Source organism: Heliomicrobium modesticaldum Ice1 (genome assembly GCF_000019165.1).
Taxonomy (GTDB): domain Bacteria; phylum Bacillota; class Desulfitobacteriia; order Heliobacteriales; family Heliobacteriaceae; genus Heliomicrobium; species Heliomicrobium modesticaldum.
Map to the genome: position 1 here is coordinate 2,118,596 of NC_010337.2, position 14,827 is coordinate 2,133,422.

Annotated in this window: 13 protein-coding genes; 12 read left to right on the plus strand and 1 reads right to left on the minus strand. The window is 58.9% G+C overall.

Features of this window, described 5'->3' with window-relative positions:
* The first annotated feature begins 46 nt into the window (after window positions 1-46).
* The 4 genes from HM1_RS09555 to HM1_RS09570 all read left to right on the plus strand — a co-directional run bounded on the left by HM1_RS09555 (window position 47) and on the right by HM1_RS09570 (window position 4,844).
* Window positions 47-1,426, plus strand: a complete 1,380-nt coding sequence (locus tag HM1_RS09555) for a methyl-accepting chemotaxis protein (RefSeq protein ID WP_012283173.1) — start codon at window positions 47-49, stop codon at window positions 1,424-1,426.
* The gene (locus HM1_RS09560; RefSeq protein ID WP_187147831.1) at window positions 1,368-2,018 is read left to right on the plus strand and encodes a methyl-accepting chemotaxis protein; all 651 of its coding nucleotides are present in this window, start codon (window positions 1,368-1,370) and stop codon (window positions 2,016-2,018) included. Before HM1_RS09555 ends, HM1_RS09560 begins: the two co-directional genes overlap by 59 nt.
* Window positions 2,019-2,535: 517 nt before the next feature.
* Window positions 2,536-4,602, plus strand: coding sequence for a methyl-accepting chemotaxis protein (locus HM1_RS09565; RefSeq protein WP_012283176.1), 2,067 nt, complete (start codon window positions 2,536-2,538; stop codon window positions 4,600-4,602).
* Between the two features lie 8 nt (window positions 4,603-4,610).
* Window positions 4,611-4,844, plus strand: a complete 234-nt coding sequence (locus HM1_RS09570) for a hypothetical protein (protein WP_148207122.1) — start codon at window positions 4,611-4,613, stop codon at window positions 4,842-4,844.
* Window positions 4,845-4,864: 20 nt separating this feature from the next.
* Here the strand turns inward: HM1_RS09570 and HM1_RS16250 are convergent, their stop codons facing one another.
* Window positions 4,865-6,751, minus strand: coding sequence for an Rqc2 family fibronectin-binding protein (locus tag HM1_RS16250; protein WP_012283178.1), 1,887 nt, complete (start codon window positions 6,749-6,751; stop codon window positions 4,865-4,867).
* A gap of 196 nt (window positions 6,752-6,947) precedes the next feature.
* Here HM1_RS16250 and HM1_RS09580 point away from each other — a divergent pair, with 196 nt between their 5' ends.
* From HM1_RS09580 to coaBC, 8 genes are all read left to right on the plus strand, one after another.
* Window positions 6,948-9,839: a cation-translocating P-type ATPase gene (locus HM1_RS09580; RefSeq protein ID WP_148207123.1), complete on the plus strand. Its 2,892-nt coding sequence runs from the start codon at window positions 6,948-6,950 to the stop codon at window positions 9,837-9,839.
* 143 nt (window positions 9,840-9,982) lie between these two features.
* Window positions 9,983-10,828, plus strand: a complete 846-nt coding sequence (gene dapF, locus HM1_RS09585; RefSeq protein ID WP_012283180.1) for a diaminopimelate epimerase — start codon at window positions 9,983-9,985, stop codon at window positions 10,826-10,828.
* Window positions 10,829-11,048: 220 nt separating this feature from the next.
* Window positions 11,049-11,927, plus strand: a complete 879-nt coding sequence (locus tag HM1_RS09590) for a YicC/YloC family endoribonuclease (protein WP_012283181.1) — start codon at window positions 11,049-11,051, stop codon at window positions 11,925-11,927.
* 30 nt (window positions 11,928-11,957) lie between these two features.
* A complete protein-coding gene (mihF, locus tag HM1_RS09595; RefSeq protein ID WP_012283182.1) occupies window positions 11,958-12,266 on the plus strand; it encodes an integration host factor, actinobacterial type in 309 nt (102 codons plus the stop codon).
* 13 nt (window positions 12,267-12,279) lie between these two features.
* Entirely contained in the window at window positions 12,280-12,555 is a 276-nt protein-coding gene (gene remA, locus HM1_RS09600) for an extracellular matrix/biofilm regulator RemA (protein WP_012283183.1), read from the plus strand.
* A gap of 34 nt (window positions 12,556-12,589) precedes the next feature.
* Window positions 12,590-13,171, plus strand: coding sequence for a guanylate kinase (gene gmk / locus HM1_RS09605; protein ID WP_012283184.1), 582 nt, complete (start codon window positions 12,590-12,592; stop codon window positions 13,169-13,171).
* Window positions 13,172-13,212: 41 nt separating this feature from the next.
* Window positions 13,213-13,422, plus strand: coding sequence for a DNA-directed RNA polymerase subunit omega (gene rpoZ / locus HM1_RS09610; RefSeq protein ID WP_012283185.1), 210 nt, complete (start codon window positions 13,213-13,215; stop codon window positions 13,420-13,422).
* Window positions 13,419-14,753, plus strand: coding sequence for a bifunctional phosphopantothenoylcysteine decarboxylase/phosphopantothenate--cysteine ligase CoaBC (gene coaBC, locus HM1_RS09615; protein ID WP_012283186.1), 1,335 nt, complete (start codon window positions 13,419-13,421; stop codon window positions 14,751-14,753). The genes rpoZ and coaBC overlap by 4 nt, the downstream gene beginning before the upstream one ends.
* Window positions 14,754-14,827 lie beyond the last annotated feature (74 nt).

Below are 14,827 nucleotides of genomic sequence, written 5' to 3' on the forward strand. Positions count from 1 at the left end.
TCTTTTTAATTTTTATGACGATGATAAACGGGAAAGGTGTGTACCGATGACAGTCAAAGGAAAGTTCAGCTTGATGAATGGGTTGGCCGTACTTTTCACAGCCTTAGCCGTTGCCGCGAGCATCTTTTTTGTGTTTTTCCAAGATGAGATGGACGATACCCAAAGTGCCGTGGAGATGATGGCCGATTCGTTGAAGCAGGAGTTTGCGACCGATATCCGCGAGATAAAGCGTGCAGGGGTCACAGAAGCTTCTTTTCCGGAACTCCGCAGCCCTGATCGGCAAGCGGTAGAAGAAGAGTTGGCCTTGATGTTCCAACAGGCCGACGATCTTTATGAGAACCTATTTATTTTAGATCGTCAAGGAACGATGACCGCTATCTATCCGCCATCTCCGTCCCTCCTCGGCACAGATTTTTCCGATCGCGCCTACTTCAAGGGTGTCATGGCGACAGGAAAGCTACAGATGTCGAGTGTTGTCAAAAGCCGCAACACGGGCAACCCCATCTTTGTGATTGCCCACCCGATGAGGGATGAGGCTGGTCAGATCGTCGGCCTTTTCGGGCAGGCCGTGCGATTCTCTGTGTTGCAAGGGCGGATTTCGGAAGTGACTGTTGGAAAAACAGGCTTTGCGACCATCTTCGATGCAGAAGGGAAGCTCATCGCCCATAAAGATGATGAAATGGTTTTGTCGGGAAAACATACACCGCCGGCCGTGTGGGAAGCTGCAAAATCAGGAAACCTCCATGTCTTTGAATTTACCAATCTCTATGGCGAAGTAAGTCTCGGTACCGTGCGGCCGATCGAGGGAACACCGTGGTACCTGGCTGTTGTGGTGCCGAAAGCGGAGATGCTGCAAGGCTTTATATCGGCTGCTGTATGGGCGGCGATGATCACCGGTGCCATCCTTATTGGTTTTACGGCGTTCCTATGGTGGCAGATCGGAAAACAACTGTCGCCGCTTGAGCAGATGGCAGGTGCAGCCCGGCAGGCCGGTGAGGGCGACTTGACGCGCCGCCTTGAACATGACGCGAAAGATGAATTCGGGCAACTGGCAGGCGCCTTCAATTCGATGCAAGAGAACCTGCGTCGGTTGATCCAGCAGGTGGCCGGCAATGCGGCGCAATTGGCTGCCGCCAGCGAAGAGATGACGGCCAACGCCCACGAATCGGCTGATGCGGCTGGACAGGTGGCTCAGTCGATCAGTCAAGTGGCTGTTGCTGCCGACGATCAGGACAAGATCTTTACGGGGGCCCTTGAAAAAATCGCTCATCAAGTCGAGCAGGTCCATCAGGTGGTGGAGGACGCGAAAGGCCATCACCGCCCGAGCGATGGAAGCGGTGAAAGCGACGGAGGCGGGCAAGACCGATATGCAGCGAATCGAAGGGACGATGGAGACAATTGCTGCGGAAAGCCACAAGGTCTCTGAGAGCATGGATCAATTGGCCAAGAGCTCGCAACAGATCGGCCATATCGTTGAGCTCATCGCTGGCATTGCGAACCAGACGAACCTGCTGGCCTTGAATGCAGCCATCGAAGCGGCTCGTGCCGGTGAACAGGGGCGCGGTTTTGCTGTTGTGGCTGATGAGGTGCGCAAATTGGCCGAACAGTCACAGCAGGCAACGTTGCAGATCGCCGATCTCATTCAGCAAAATCAGTCGAGCATGGAACAGGCTGTCGCTGCGACGGAAAGCAGTGTCAACACGGTTAGGCAAGGCGCGGCGACGGTGCAGACAGCGGGCCAGCGTTTTCAAGCGATTGGACAGATCGTGGAAGAGGTTCATCGGGCGCTGCAAACTACCTCCGCGACGATTGTCGAGGTGGGCGAAGGCAGTCAACAGGTGAGCCACCTCTTTGAATCGTTGTATGGGCTAAGTCAAAAGATCGCTGCCGAATCGCAAAACGTATCAGCGGCGGCACAAGAGCAGAGCGCCTCGATGGAAGAGATCGCTTCGGCGAGCCAGGTCCTTGCCCGATTGGCCGAGGAACTGGAGGTGGAAGTGCAGCGTTTTGTGGTATAAGCGTTTCAGAAAAAGTGCATCTGTTGTGGAAATACCCACGACAGACTGTAAGGTCCTGCTTAGATCAACGGAAAAACCGGTTACCGCCAAAATCGGCAATTCACAGGAATAAAAATGTGGGAATACAGCGAAGGAAGCAGCAAAGCCGTCTCATGCGAATATCATGCGCAGGAGGCGGCTTCTTCATCGTTATGGTGGAGGCGCTCTCACCGGCATATCCACTGCAAAGTTGCAGCCATCTGCGCGATTGCGCAGGATAAGGCATCCCTTCGATCGAATTGTCGCCGTATTATCTCCTCATAAGAAGGTTTCCTAAGATTTACAGATTTGTTACGGTCATGTGATAAATGGCAGGTAACCAGATTAACTAAAAAATAACTGTAATTTACTCAATCCTTGATATAATGAGAGTAAGCGAAGAAAATCGAAAAATGTCGAAACAGAACTATAGTGGGTCGAGTTTTCTGGTTGATTTTCTCCACCTGATAGCTCGATAGCGTATGGGGGAGGGCATGTCATGTCACAAAAAAGCGTTTTCTCATTCAACAGTATTGCGGCCAAAACAATGCTATCGATCCTGCCGTTGACCATCCTTGCCTTGGTGGCTTTATCGTCGGTCAGTTTTTATTATGCCAAACAGATCATCTATCAAGATGTTGATGATGAAATGAGCCAACAGCGTAACTACGTTATTCGTGATATCAGCGCCCGCTTGACGGCCCATGCGAAACTTGCTGACGTCGTGGCGCGCAATATGGAAGCGTACGGTGAGACACTCAGCAAAGACTTGTTTGAACAACAACTGATCAACACGGTGACGGCCAACGAGGAAACCTTTGGCGTAGGCGTTTTCTTTGAGCCGAACCGGTACAAGCCGGATCTGAAGTATTTTGGTCCCTATGCCTATCGGGATAAGGACAAGATTGTTCCCACCTGGGATTACAGCAATGATACATATGATTACTTCCAGTATGATTGGTATAAAAATGGCGCCAACACCAAAGCGAGATACGTCTGGAGCGATCCCTTCGCCGATACCGTGACCGGCGTGGTCATGGTGACGACGACAGCCCCTTTTTACGACGAGCAGAAGCGGTTCATGGGTGTCGCGACAGCTGACATCGATTTGACCAGTTTGCAAAAACTGATGAGAGAAACCAAGGTCGGTGACCAGGGCTGGGCCTTCTTGCTGGACAAGCAGGGCACATACCTCTCCACCAACGATGAGAAGAAAAATATGAAAGTGAAGATGGCGGAGGAAGAAAACAGCAGCCTCGTCGCCTTGTACAAAGAGATGGAGTCTCAGAAACAGGGCAGCGGCGTCTTTCGAGACGGCGGTGCTGCCTACCGGGTGTATTACGATGTTGTTCCCGAAGTCGGTTGGACCGTAGGCCTCGTCATCCCCGAAGAAGAATTGGCGGCGTCGTTGAATGCCTTGATGAGCAAAATCGTACTCATCGCCGCAGCCTCCATCCTGTTTGTCGCTCTTGTCGTCTATTTCTACAGCCGCTCGCTCACCGGCAACATCAAAAAAATCCATCAGCTATCCGAGCAGATGGCAGCTGGTGATTTCACGGGAACCGTAACAGTGACATCTCGCGATGAGATCGGTGAGCTGGCCGATAACATCAATACGATGGCCGAAGCGGTGCGAAGGATCGTTCATAAGATCAGCCTGAGCGCCAAAGATGTGCACACTTCGGCGGAGAGCCTCCGCAGCGGAGCGGAGCAGAGCGGAAAAGCGGCGGAGACGATCAGCGCGTCTATTCAGCAGGTATCGAGCGGCATCGATCAACAGGCGGCCAACATCAACGCCAACAACCAGACGGTCGCCGAAATCTCGGCACAAATCGGGACGGTCAGCAGCACCATGGCCGCTGTAGCCGGCGCTGCGGAAAAAACGCTGAATCAGGCCGCTGGCGGCAATGAGGCCGTGAAAGCGGCGGTCCAGCAGATCAATCGGATTGACGAAAAGGTAAACAGCATGGCCGGCGTGGTCAACGCCCTTGGCGATAAATCAGACGAAATCGGCCAAATCGTTTCCCTGATCACCAGCATTGCCGAACAGACCAACCTGTTGGCCCTAAACGCCGCTATCGAAGCCGCCAGGGCGGGGGAAAACGGCCGGGGCTTTGCTGTCGTTGCCGGTGAGGTGCGCAAATTGGCGGAGCAATCGGGACAAGCGGCAGGACGGATCCGTCAACTGGTCGGTGAGATCCAAGGGGAAACGGCTAATGCGGTTGAGTCGATGCAAGATGGAATGACTGCGGTGCAGGAAGGCATCGTCATGGTGAATAAAGCCGGCGGCGCTTTCCACGAGATCGTCGATGCCGTGCATCTGTTGTCACAGCAAGTGAAGGACGCCGCTGCCGTCGTCGGCGAGATCCATGAAGGCGCCGTCACCATGGTGGATTCGATGGACCAGGTGACCAAGATCGCCCGTGAGTCGGCTAAAAGCCTGGAAGACGTGGCTGCAGCCACGGAGGAGCAGGCCGCCACGGCCGAAACGGTGACCTTTGCCGCCAATCAACTGGCTGGCATGGCGGCAGAATTGGACCAGTCGGTCCGAATGTTCAAGGTATGATGAGAGATTTGAGACAAGTCGTCCGGAGAGGAACGCGGCTGCTGGCCGCCTTCCTTCCCATTACCATTGTGGCTATGCTGGCGCTCTCTCTCGTCAGCTATCACCATGCAGACGCCATTGTCCGGGAGCAGTTGGAACGGCGGATGACGGATATCCTTCGGGATATCCATTCAGAAATCTCGCACAAACTGGATCTGCATAAAAGGATTGCTACTGCCTGGCAGGCAATATTGAGAGCTTAGGTGATGAACTGACGCTGGAACTATACTTCTCTCGGCCTCACCCAGACCGTCTGCTGATGATCATAAATCACAAACCCCGGCTTCGCCCCCGAGGGCTTGCGCACGTACCGTCGTTCCGTGTAGTCTACCGGCACCTTGTCCGCCTCGCGGGCGCGGCTGAAGTGGGCGGCGTAAGAGGCCGCCAGTTCCAGCACCGCGTCGGGCAGGGGGCGCTGGTCGCGGATGGGGATGACCACGTGGGAGCCGGGGATGTCCTTCGTGTGCAGCCAGATGTCTTTGTCGCGGGCCATCTTCATCGTCAGGTAGTCGTTCTGGCGGTTGTTGCGGCCGATCCAGATCGTCCAGCCATCATCGGTCGAAACTGTCAGCGGTTTCGGCAAGTCAGAAGCGCCGCCCCTGTCACCTTTGTTGCCTTTACCGCCGGCGCCTTTTCCACCCTTGCCACCCTTGGCCCCTGCTTTTCCAGCCTTACCGCCAGCACCAGCGCCCTTCTCACCACCAGATTTCCCGCCAGCGCCACCGCCTTTTCCAGCCTTTCCCTTGCCGCCCTCATCCGGCAAATAGCCGCTCGTCACCAATTCCTGGCGGATCTCCTCCAGGTCCCCTGGCGTCTCGGCTTGTTCTAAGGCGATCAGCACCGTATCCAGGTAGGCCACTTCCTGAGCGGTGTTTTCTTTTTGCTCCGTCGCCAGCAGCACCGTTTGGCGGGCTTTGTTATAGCGGCTGTAGAAGGCCTGCACGTTTTCCGAGGGTGAGAGGGAGGGGTCCAGTTCGATCACATGGGTCTTTTCGGGGTCGGTCAGATCGGCCACGGTGATCGCGCCGTCGCCCGGCTGGACGCGGTAGAGGTTAGCCAGCAGCAGGTCGCCCCAGGTGCGGCAGATGAGGTCTTTTTCCGCCGTAGCGATGTCTTTTTCCTGGCTCGTCTTGCGCCGCTGCGCCCGCTCCCATTCGGCGGCGATGCGCTTGACCAGGGCGGCCCGCTTGGCCGCCAGTTTTTCCAGTTCGTCCTTGCTGTGGTAGAAGCGGTCGGCGGCCTCGTTGACGCTGTCCAGCTTTTCCCGCCGCAGGGTCGGATCCAGGTGGGTCAGCGGCCAGGGGGCGAAGGTCTTCGGGGCGTCTGTGTTCGTTTGCCAGACGATCTCCGGCGTCGGCTCTTTGCGCTCCACCAGGGATATCAGTTCCCGCAAGGCCAGGGCGAGGCGGCTGAATTCGTAGCGGCCGCATTCGCCGGCGAGGTTGTCGCGGCCCAAGCCGGCGCGGTGGCAGATCTCGCGCGCCGTTTCCGGGCTGATGCCCATCAGGTTTTGCTGCAGCGCTTTTTCTAGGGGCGTATTTTCGTCGTGCTTCCATATAAGTTCCGCCAGGGTCTCGTCGGTCACCGCCGACGGGGCTTTTTTATCCGGAACGGGTGGGGCGATGTAGGTCCGGCCGGGGAGGACCTCCCGGTGACGGCTGACAGCGTGGCTGTAACGGCGGATGCCGTCGATGATCGTCTCTGTGGCGTCGTCGACGAGGATCAGGTTCGAGTGTTTGCCCATGATCTCCAGAATCAGGCTCTTTTCCGACCGGCCGCCCAGTTCGTCGCTGGCATCGAAGCGTAGGCGGACGATCCGTTCCCAGGGCGATTGCTCGACGGCGCGGAGGCGCCCGCCCTCTAGGTGTTTGCGCAGGACCATGCAGTAGAGAGGCGGTTGGGTCGGGTTGGGCTTGTTTTTTTTCGTCAGGTGGATGCGTCCGGTCACGGGGTGGGCCGAGAGCAAGAGGCGCCAGTTGGTGTGGCCGGTGCGGCCGATCAGGTGTATCTCTTCCGGCAGGGGCTGGACGATGCGGTCGATCCGACCGCCCACGAGCGCCGGTCTCAGCTCATCGATGATGGTGGTCAAGGTGAGTCCGTCGAGTGCCATCGGGGTATGCCCTCCTTATCACGTTCGCCCCCATCATAGCATGGCGGCCCCTTGGCGGCAATTGGAGGGGGAGGCATTGTCAGGCCTTTCCAATCATAGAAATAGGACAAGGGGGGAGCCCGTCCATTTTCGGGGGCGGCCCGCGAATCCAGCATGCCGGCGCGGCATGCGATTACAAGGAAACGGGGGAACGGAGATGAAACGTAAAGGCCATGATCGTTCGGGACCGAAGACGGTCGCCGCCCCGGACAAGCCCTGGCACCAGCTCACCTATGAGGAGCTGTGCCGGGCGCTGATCGCCGGCCCGCAAGGGCTCAATCGGCGCGAGGCGGAAGAGCGGTTGGGGCGCTTCGGGCCGAACGCCCTTCGGGCGGCCGAGGCGGTGCCCTTGTGGCGGCGGCTCTTGGCGCAGTTCACCGACTTTATGATCCTGGTCCTCTTGGCGGCGACGGCCATTTCCGTTTTTCTGGGTGAGATGGCCGACGCCATCACCATCCTGGTCATCGTGGTGATGAACGCTGTCCTCGGCTTCGTTCAAGAGTATCGAGCCGAACAGTCTTTGGAGGCCCTGAAAAAACTGACGGCGCCGGAGGCGAGGGTGCTCCGCGAAGGCCACGAGATGCGCGTGGCGGCCCACACGATCGTCCCGGGCGATCTGGTGCTCTTGGAGGCGGGCGATCGGGTACCGGCTGACCTGCGCCTCTTAGAGGTCCACGACCTGGAGATCGATGAGTCGCCCCTCACCGGCGAGTCCCTGCCGGTCTGCAAGCAGCCGGAGCCGATCACCGCCGCCGGTGTGGGCATCGGTGACATGGACAATATGGCTTTTTCGGGGACAAGCGTCACCCGCGGCCGCGGGTGCGGCCTCGTCGTGGCGACAGGGATGCAGACGGAGATGGGCCGCATCGCCCACCTGATCGAATCCGTCGGCGACGACATGACGCCCTTGCAGCGCCGCCTCGATGAACTGGGTAAGATCCTGGTCGTCCTCTGCCTGGCCATCTGCCTCGTCGTCGTCGCCATCGGCCTTTACCAGGGTGAGCCGGTCTACCGCATGGTCCTCACCGGCGTCAGCTTAGCCGTGGCGGCCATCCCTGAGGGGCTGCCGGCTATCGTCACCATCGTTCTCGCCATCGGCGTGCAGCGGATGATCCGCAGCCGCGCCATCATCCGCAAATTGCCAGCCGTGGAGACGCTCGGTTGCGCCACGGCGATCTGCTCGGATAAGACAGGCACACTGACTCAGAACCGGATGACGGTCCGCCAGGTCTGGTTATCGGGTGAGCGCGTCGATGTGAGCGGTCAGGGGATTGAGCCGGTGGGCGAGTTTTTCGCAAAGCGGCATCTATTCACAGTGGAGGCAGGAGGCGCCGCCGTTGGAACAGCCAGGGGGACCGGAACCGCCGCAACCGGGACAGGCTGGGCCGATCTGGACGATCTGCTTCGCGCTTCCGTGCTCTGCAACAACGCCCGACTCACCGGCGGCGAACCATCCCGATCGCGCAAGGATGTTCCCTTCTGGGGCAGACGCAAGAAGAACGGAGGGGAGGTCCCGGCGAGCGACTGGAACCTCATGGGCGATCCCACCGAAGGGGCGCTCCTGGTCTTGGCTGCCAAAGGAGGATTTCTCCATCAAAACGTCGAAGCTGACTTTCACCGTGTCGAGGAACTGCCCTTTGACTCCGACCGCAAGCGGATGACCGTCATCGTGCGGGATCAGAAGGGGCAGATGATGGCTTTTGTCAAGGGCGCGCCTGAAACGGTCCTCTCTCGCTGCGCCTTCGTTCGCTGGAACGGATCGGATGTGCCCCTCGATGACGACCGCCGCCGCCGCATCCTCGATGCAAACGAGCGCATGGCCGATGAGGCCTTGCGGGTGTTGGCTCTCGCTTGCCGCCCCCTCCCGGCGGAGATGCCCGTCGAGAAGCTCATGGAGATCGCCGAGGAGGATCTGACCTTCCTCGGATTGGTCGGCATGATGGATCCGCCCCGGCCCGGCGTCCGCCAAGCCGTAGAGCGTTGCAGCCAGGCCGGCATCCGCACAATCATGATCACCGGCGACCATCCCGCGACGGCGCTGGCCGTCGCCCGCGAACTGGGCATCAGCAGCCGTTCCGATGAGGTCCTTACCGGCGCCTGTCTCGACGAACTCAATGACAGGCAACTGGAGGATAAGGTGCCCCGCGTCGCCGTCTACGCTCGCGTTTCGCCGGCCCACAAGTTGCGCATCGTCCGCGCCTTGAAGTCGCGGGGCCATGTGGTGGCCATGACGGGTGACGGTGTTAACGACGCCCCGGCTGTCAAAGAGGCCGACATCGGCGTGGCCATGGGCAAGGCCGGCACGGACGTGACGAAAGAGGCCTCCGCCATGGTCCTCTCCGACGACAACTTCGTCACCATCGTGACCGCCGTCGAACAGGGCCGCGCCATCTATGACAACATCCGCAAATTTATCCGCTATCTTTTGTCCTGCAACGCCGGTGAGGTGCTGGTGATGTTCCTGGCCAGCCTCATGGCCTTGCCCTTGCCGCTCTTGCCGGTCCAACTGCTCTGGGTCAACCTGGTCACCGACGGCCTGCCCGCCATGGCCCTCGGCGTGGACGCGCCCGATCCTGACGTGATGCGCCGGCCGCCGCGCCACCAGAAGGAGAGCATTCTCGCCGGCGGATTGGGACGAAACATCCTGATCTGGGGAACCTATTGCGGGTTGGCGACGCTGGCCGTCTTCGCCTGGGGGATCTATTTAGGCGACCTGCCCCTGGCACGGACGATGGCTTTTTGCACCTTGACCTTCTTCCAACTCTTTTATGTTTTTGACTGCCGGTCTGAGCGCTACTCCATCTTTGAACTGGGCTGGTTTACCAACCCCAGCTTGATCGGGGCCGTCTGTCTCTCGGGCTTGATGCAGTTGGCTGTCGTCTACCTGCCGCCGCTGCAGCGGATCTTTCAGACCGTTCCCCTGGAGCCCACCCACTGGCTCGTCATCCTCTGCTTTTCCGGCGGCTGGCTGCTGCTGACCGGGCTGCGTCACTTCATCCTGCGGCCTTTTGGGCAGCGTGACGGAGGGCGGGCATTGTACGGGCAATAACAGAATGGACGGCAACAAGAGGCCGGCAGCTGAGCATCCCTGATTTCGAGAATCTCTAACATAGAGGCACTCTGCTTTTGAGTCACTCCTTTTTTGAGGCACCATACAAGGAAAGATTGAATCCCGGAAAGGTGGCATCGTCGATGGAATTCGTAAAAATGCACGGCCTCGGCAATGACTTCATCGTTGTCAACGCCATGGAACCGCCCCTGTTGGACCGCGAGGACTGGGAGGAGATCGCCGTCCGCATCTGTGACCGCCACTACGGCATCGGCGGCGACGGTCTGATCCTCCTCTTTCCCTCTGACAAGGCCGACATCCGCTGGCGCATCCTCAACTCTGACGGCTCCGAACCGGAGATGTGCGGCAACGGCATCCGCTGTCTGGCCCGTTATGTCTACGAGCGGGGCATCGTCGCCAAGCGCCGCATCGAGGTGGAGACCTTGGCTGGGATCATCGTCCCCGAGATCATCACCGACGCGGCGGGCGCTGTCACCGGCGTCTGTGTAGACATGGGTGAACCGCGCCTGCAGCGTCACCAGATCCCCATGGTCGGCCCCGAAGGCCCCGCTGTCAATCAGGAACTGGTCGTCGGCGATGCGGTGGTCCGGGTGACGGCCTTGTCCATGGGTAACCCCCACTGCCTCATCTATGTCAACGACATTGATGAAGCGCCAGTCACGACGCTCGGTCCCAAAGTGGAGGTCCATCCGGCTTTTCCGGCGAAGACGAACGTCGAATTCGTTCAGGTCGTCGCGCCTGACGAGGTGCAGATGCGCGTCTGGGAGCGCGGCGCCGGCCCCACGCTGGCCTGCGGCACCGGGGCTTGCGCCACCGTCGTCGGCTCTGTCCTCAACGGCTACACCGACCGCAAGGTGACAGTCCACCTGGCCGGCGGTCCGCTCCATATCGAGTGGCGCGAGGAGAACAACCGCGTCTACATGACCGGCCCCGCCGTAGAGGTATTCCGAGGAGAGCTTCCGCTTTAGTATCACTGGTGTCCCCTCTGGGTAGGCTATTGCCGCATCGCCTGTCAATTAACCCTGAAAAACCCTGCGGGGCCGGGCGACCGGCCCCTTTTTTTCGATCAGAAAAAGGAATTGACGGAACAAAGTCGAAGTAATCAGGCGAAAATGATGGCGCGGAGACGATTGTCAGGCCTAATCGCCTGTAACCAATCGCCGGTTACCGCGCAAAGGAAGATGTATCGTGATCAAGAGCATGACCGGCTATGGTCGGGGAGAAGCCTGTGGGGCGGGAAAGCGCGTCACTGTCGAGGCGAAGGCGGTCAACCATCGCTATTCCGAAGTGGTCGTTCGCTTGCCTAAAGCCTATATGGTCTTGGAAGATTCGATCAAGAAGATTTTTTTGCAGGGCATCTCTCGAGGGAGGGTCGATGTGTTCGTCAACTTGGAAACTGACGGGGAAGTCACCCGACAGGTAAAGGTTGACAAACAATTGGCCCTTCGATATTATAAATCGTTGAGAGACTTGGCGCAGGAGCTGGAATTGTCTTGTGATGTGGGCATAAACGCCCTCTACAGCCTCCCGGAAGTGATCACCCTCGATGAGCCGGAAGAGGATATGGATGAGGTGGCCCGCGTCGTCGATGCGGCGGCGCGGCAGGCCCTGGACGGGATGATGGGTATGCGCATCCAGGAAGGAAGCTCCCTGGCGGAGGATCTCTTTTTGCGTTTAACGGCATTGCGCCGCCGGATCAAGGCGGTGGAGGAGCGCTCGCCCTTCGTCGCCGCTGACTACTCGCACCGGCTGCAGGAGCGGATCAAGGAACTGTTCGGCCAGACGCCTGTCGACGAGCAGCGCTTGGCCATGGAAGTGGCCCTTTTCGCCGACCGCTCCAACATCACTGAGGAACTTGTTCGTCTCAACAGCCATCTGGAACAGTTTCAAAAGGCGCTGGCCTCTTCCGAACCGGTGGGACGAAAGCTCGATTTTCTCGTCCAGGAGATGAACCGTGAAGTCAATACGATCGGCTCGAAGAGCAACGACCTGGAAATTTCTCGTCATGTAGTCGATTTGAAGAGCGAAATGGAAAAAATACGTGAACAGGTGCAAAATGTAGAATAAGTCGTGCCTGCAATCTTAGGAGGATCATGGATGGCGGTTCCCACGCTCACAGCTGAACAAAAATCGGAAGCCCTGAAAAAAGCCCATGCTGTGCGCAGCCAGCGCACGCAGCTGCGCAACCAGTTGAAGACCGGCGCCGTCTCCGTCGAGGCCGTTTTGAACCGGATGGACGATGAGGTCGTCCGGGGGATGAAGGTCCTTTACCTGCTCGAATCGCTGCCCAAAGTCGGCAAGCGGACGGCCCGCCGCATCATGGCCGACATCGGCATCGACGAGTCGCGGCGCCTGCAGGGGCTGGGCAGCCGGCAACGGGATGCGCTGGTGGCGAAATTGACCTAGGAGGAACCAGGATATGGATATCAAACTGATCAATATCGGCTTTGGCAACATCGTATCCGCCAGCCGGATTGTCGCCATCGTCAGTCCTGAGTCGGCGCCGATCAAGCGCATTATTCAGGAAGCCCGGGATCGGGGCATGCTGATCGACGCCACCTACGGGCGGCGTACCCGGGCCGTTATCATTACCGACAGCGATCACGTCATCTTGTCAGCCGTCCAGCCGGAAACGGTGGCGCACCGCCTGTCGGCCAAGGAGTCGGTCCATCATGGAGACGAGGCAACCGAATAAAGGCGTTCAGATCCTCCAATCCTACCTGGCTCGCATGGGCCGCGGCGTCCTGCTGGTCATGTCCGGCCCTTCGGGGGCGGGCAAGGGGACCCTCAGCCGCCGCCTCTTGAACGAACTGCCGCAACTGACCTTATCCATATCTGCCACGACCCGCAAGCCCCGCGAGGGCGAGCGGGAGGGGGTTCATTATTATTTTCTGCGCAAAGAGGACTTTGAACGGCAGATCGGGGAAAACCGTTTTCTCGAGTTCGCCCAAGTCTACGATAACTACTACGGGACACCCTTGGCACCGGTGCAGGCAGCGCTGGCTTCCGGGAAGGATGTCCTTTTAGAGATCGATATCCAGGGGGCGCTGCAGGTCAAGGAGCGCTACCCCGAAGCGGCGCTGATCTTTATCGCGCCTCCCTCGCTGGAAGAGCTGGCCCGGCGGATCTACGGCCGAGGCACCGACAGCCAGGAGGTCATTGAAAAACGGTTAAGCCTGGCTTCGCAGGAGTTGGAGTTCATCAACCGCTACGACTACTGCGTCATCAACGACGACGTGGACCGGGCGCTCACCCGCCTGCGGGCGATTGTGGAGGCCGAGAAGTCGCGCATCTACCGTAAGCTGGAATAAGCCCTTCAACTTTCTCCACATTTTGGGGAGGTGTGAAGACCATGAACCAACCGTCGCTGGACAAATTGATGGAAAAAGTGGACAGCAAGTACACCCTGGTGGTACTGGCGGCCAAACGTGCCCGCGCGCTCGTCGAAAAACAAGCTCCCCTTGTCAGCGTGGCCAAGTCCGCCAAGCCGGTCAGTATTGCGTTGCATGAGATCGTCGATGGCAAAGTATCTTACCGGCAAGCGAAGGGTGGCATCAAGTGAGATTGACGCAAGCGGGACATTCTAATGAGAGCATCCTAAAGGACAAGTTCATCGCCGTCGGCGTCTCCGGCGGCATTGCCGCCTACAAGGCCTGTGATCTGGTGAGCCGCCTCGTCAAGGCCGGCGCTCAGGTCCAGGTGATCCTGACGGCTTCGGCGACCCGTTTTGTAGGTCCCTTGACCTTTCAAACCCTTTCGGGCCGGCCCGTCATCACCGAGATGTTTGACGAGCCGAAGCAGTGGAACGTCGCTCATGTGTCTGTCGCCGACGCGGCAGACCTTTTTGTCTTGGCACCGGCGACGGCCAACATCATCGGCAAGCTCCGCTGCGGCATCGCTGACGATTTTCTCTCGACGACGCTGCTGGCCATCGGCGCGCCTCTGGTCATCGCGCCAGCTATGAATGTGAACATGTTCCATCACCCGGCGGTGCAGGAAAATCTGGCCGTCCTTCAGTCGCGCGGCGCTGTCATCGTCGAGCCTGACGAGGGTCGGCTCGCCTGCGGCGTCACGGGGAAAGGGCGGCTCGCTGAGGTGGAACGGATCCTGGCGGCGATCACCGAGACGCTGGCAGGGCGGGAAAGGGCATCGGAGAAGGCTGACTCCAGTAGACGAGGCGAGCCCGAAATCGCCGCTAGCGCAGGCAAGTCGATAGAGACGGGAGCTGGTTGCTCTGAACTTGCCGGTTACCGTGTCCTGATCACCGCCGGCGGGACCCGCGAGCCCATCGACCCGGTTCGCTACATCAGCAACCGCTCTTCGGGCAAGATGGGCTACGCCCTGGCCCGCGAGGCGCTTCGGCGAGGGGCAGAGGTGATCCTGGTGACGACTCCGACAGGGCTGCCCCTTCCGGAGGGCGCTGAGGTGGTTCACGTCGAGTCAGCCGACGAGATGTACGAGGCGGTGATGTCCCGCTTTGACGCCGTCGATGTGGTCGTCAAGGCCGCCGCCGTCGCCGATTACCGCCCTGCCGCGCCGGCGGAGCAAAAGATGAAAAAACAGGCCGACCGTCTCTTTCTCGAACTCGTCCGGACGCCGGATATCCTGGCGGAACTGGGACGGCGCAAAGAGAGACAGGTGCTCGTCGGTTTTGCCGCCGAGACAAACGACCTGGAGACCTATGCCCTGGACAAGCTGCGGCGCAAGAATGTCGACCTCATGGTGGCCAACGATGTGACCCAGACGGGGGCCGGTTTTGGCGTCGATACGAATATTGTCACCATCTTTGACGGCCGGGGCGGCAAAGAGACGCTGAAGCTCATGGCGAAAGAAGAAGTGGCTAGTCGAATTTTTGATCGGGTTATTCAAATCTTATCGAACAGTTGTGATTAATGCCCTTGTATTTCTCCACCGTCCTTGATAATCTAGGAAGGAAAGCCAATCAGGGGCATTATCGTCCAGACTCG

Bases quoted from the DNA above. Each gene is read 5' to 3' on its own strand.
- HM1_RS09555 (WP_012283173.1), top strand. From the start codon at position 47: ATGACAGTCAAAGGAAAGTTCAGCTTGATGAATGGGTTGGCCGTACTT.
- HM1_RS09560 (WP_187147831.1), top strand. From the start codon at position 1,368: ATGCAGCGAATCGAAGGGACGATGGAGACAATTGCTGCGGAAAGCCAC.
- HM1_RS09565 (WP_012283176.1), top strand. From the start codon at position 2,536: ATGTCACAAAAAAGCGTTTTCTCATTCAACAGTATTGCGGCCAAAACA.
- HM1_RS16250 (WP_012283178.1), bottom strand. From the start codon at position 6,751: ATGGCACTCGACGGACTCACCTTGACCACCATCATCGATGAGCTGAGA.
- HM1_RS09580 (WP_148207123.1), top strand. From the start codon at position 6,948: ATGAAACGTAAAGGCCATGATCGTTCGGGACCGAAGACGGTCGCCGCC.
- dapF (WP_012283180.1), top strand. From the start codon at position 9,983: ATGGAATTCGTAAAAATGCACGGCCTCGGCAATGACTTCATCGTTGTC.
- mihF (WP_012283182.1), top strand. From the start codon at position 11,958: ATGGCGGTTCCCACGCTCACAGCTGAACAAAAATCGGAAGCCCTGAAA.
- remA (WP_012283183.1), top strand. From the start codon at position 12,280: ATGGATATCAAACTGATCAATATCGGCTTTGGCAACATCGTATCCGCC.
- gmk (WP_012283184.1), top strand. From the start codon at position 12,590: ATGGGCCGCGGCGTCCTGCTGGTCATGTCCGGCCCTTCGGGGGCGGGC.
- rpoZ (WP_012283185.1), top strand. From the start codon at position 13,213: ATGAACCAACCGTCGCTGGACAAATTGATGGAAAAAGTGGACAGCAAG.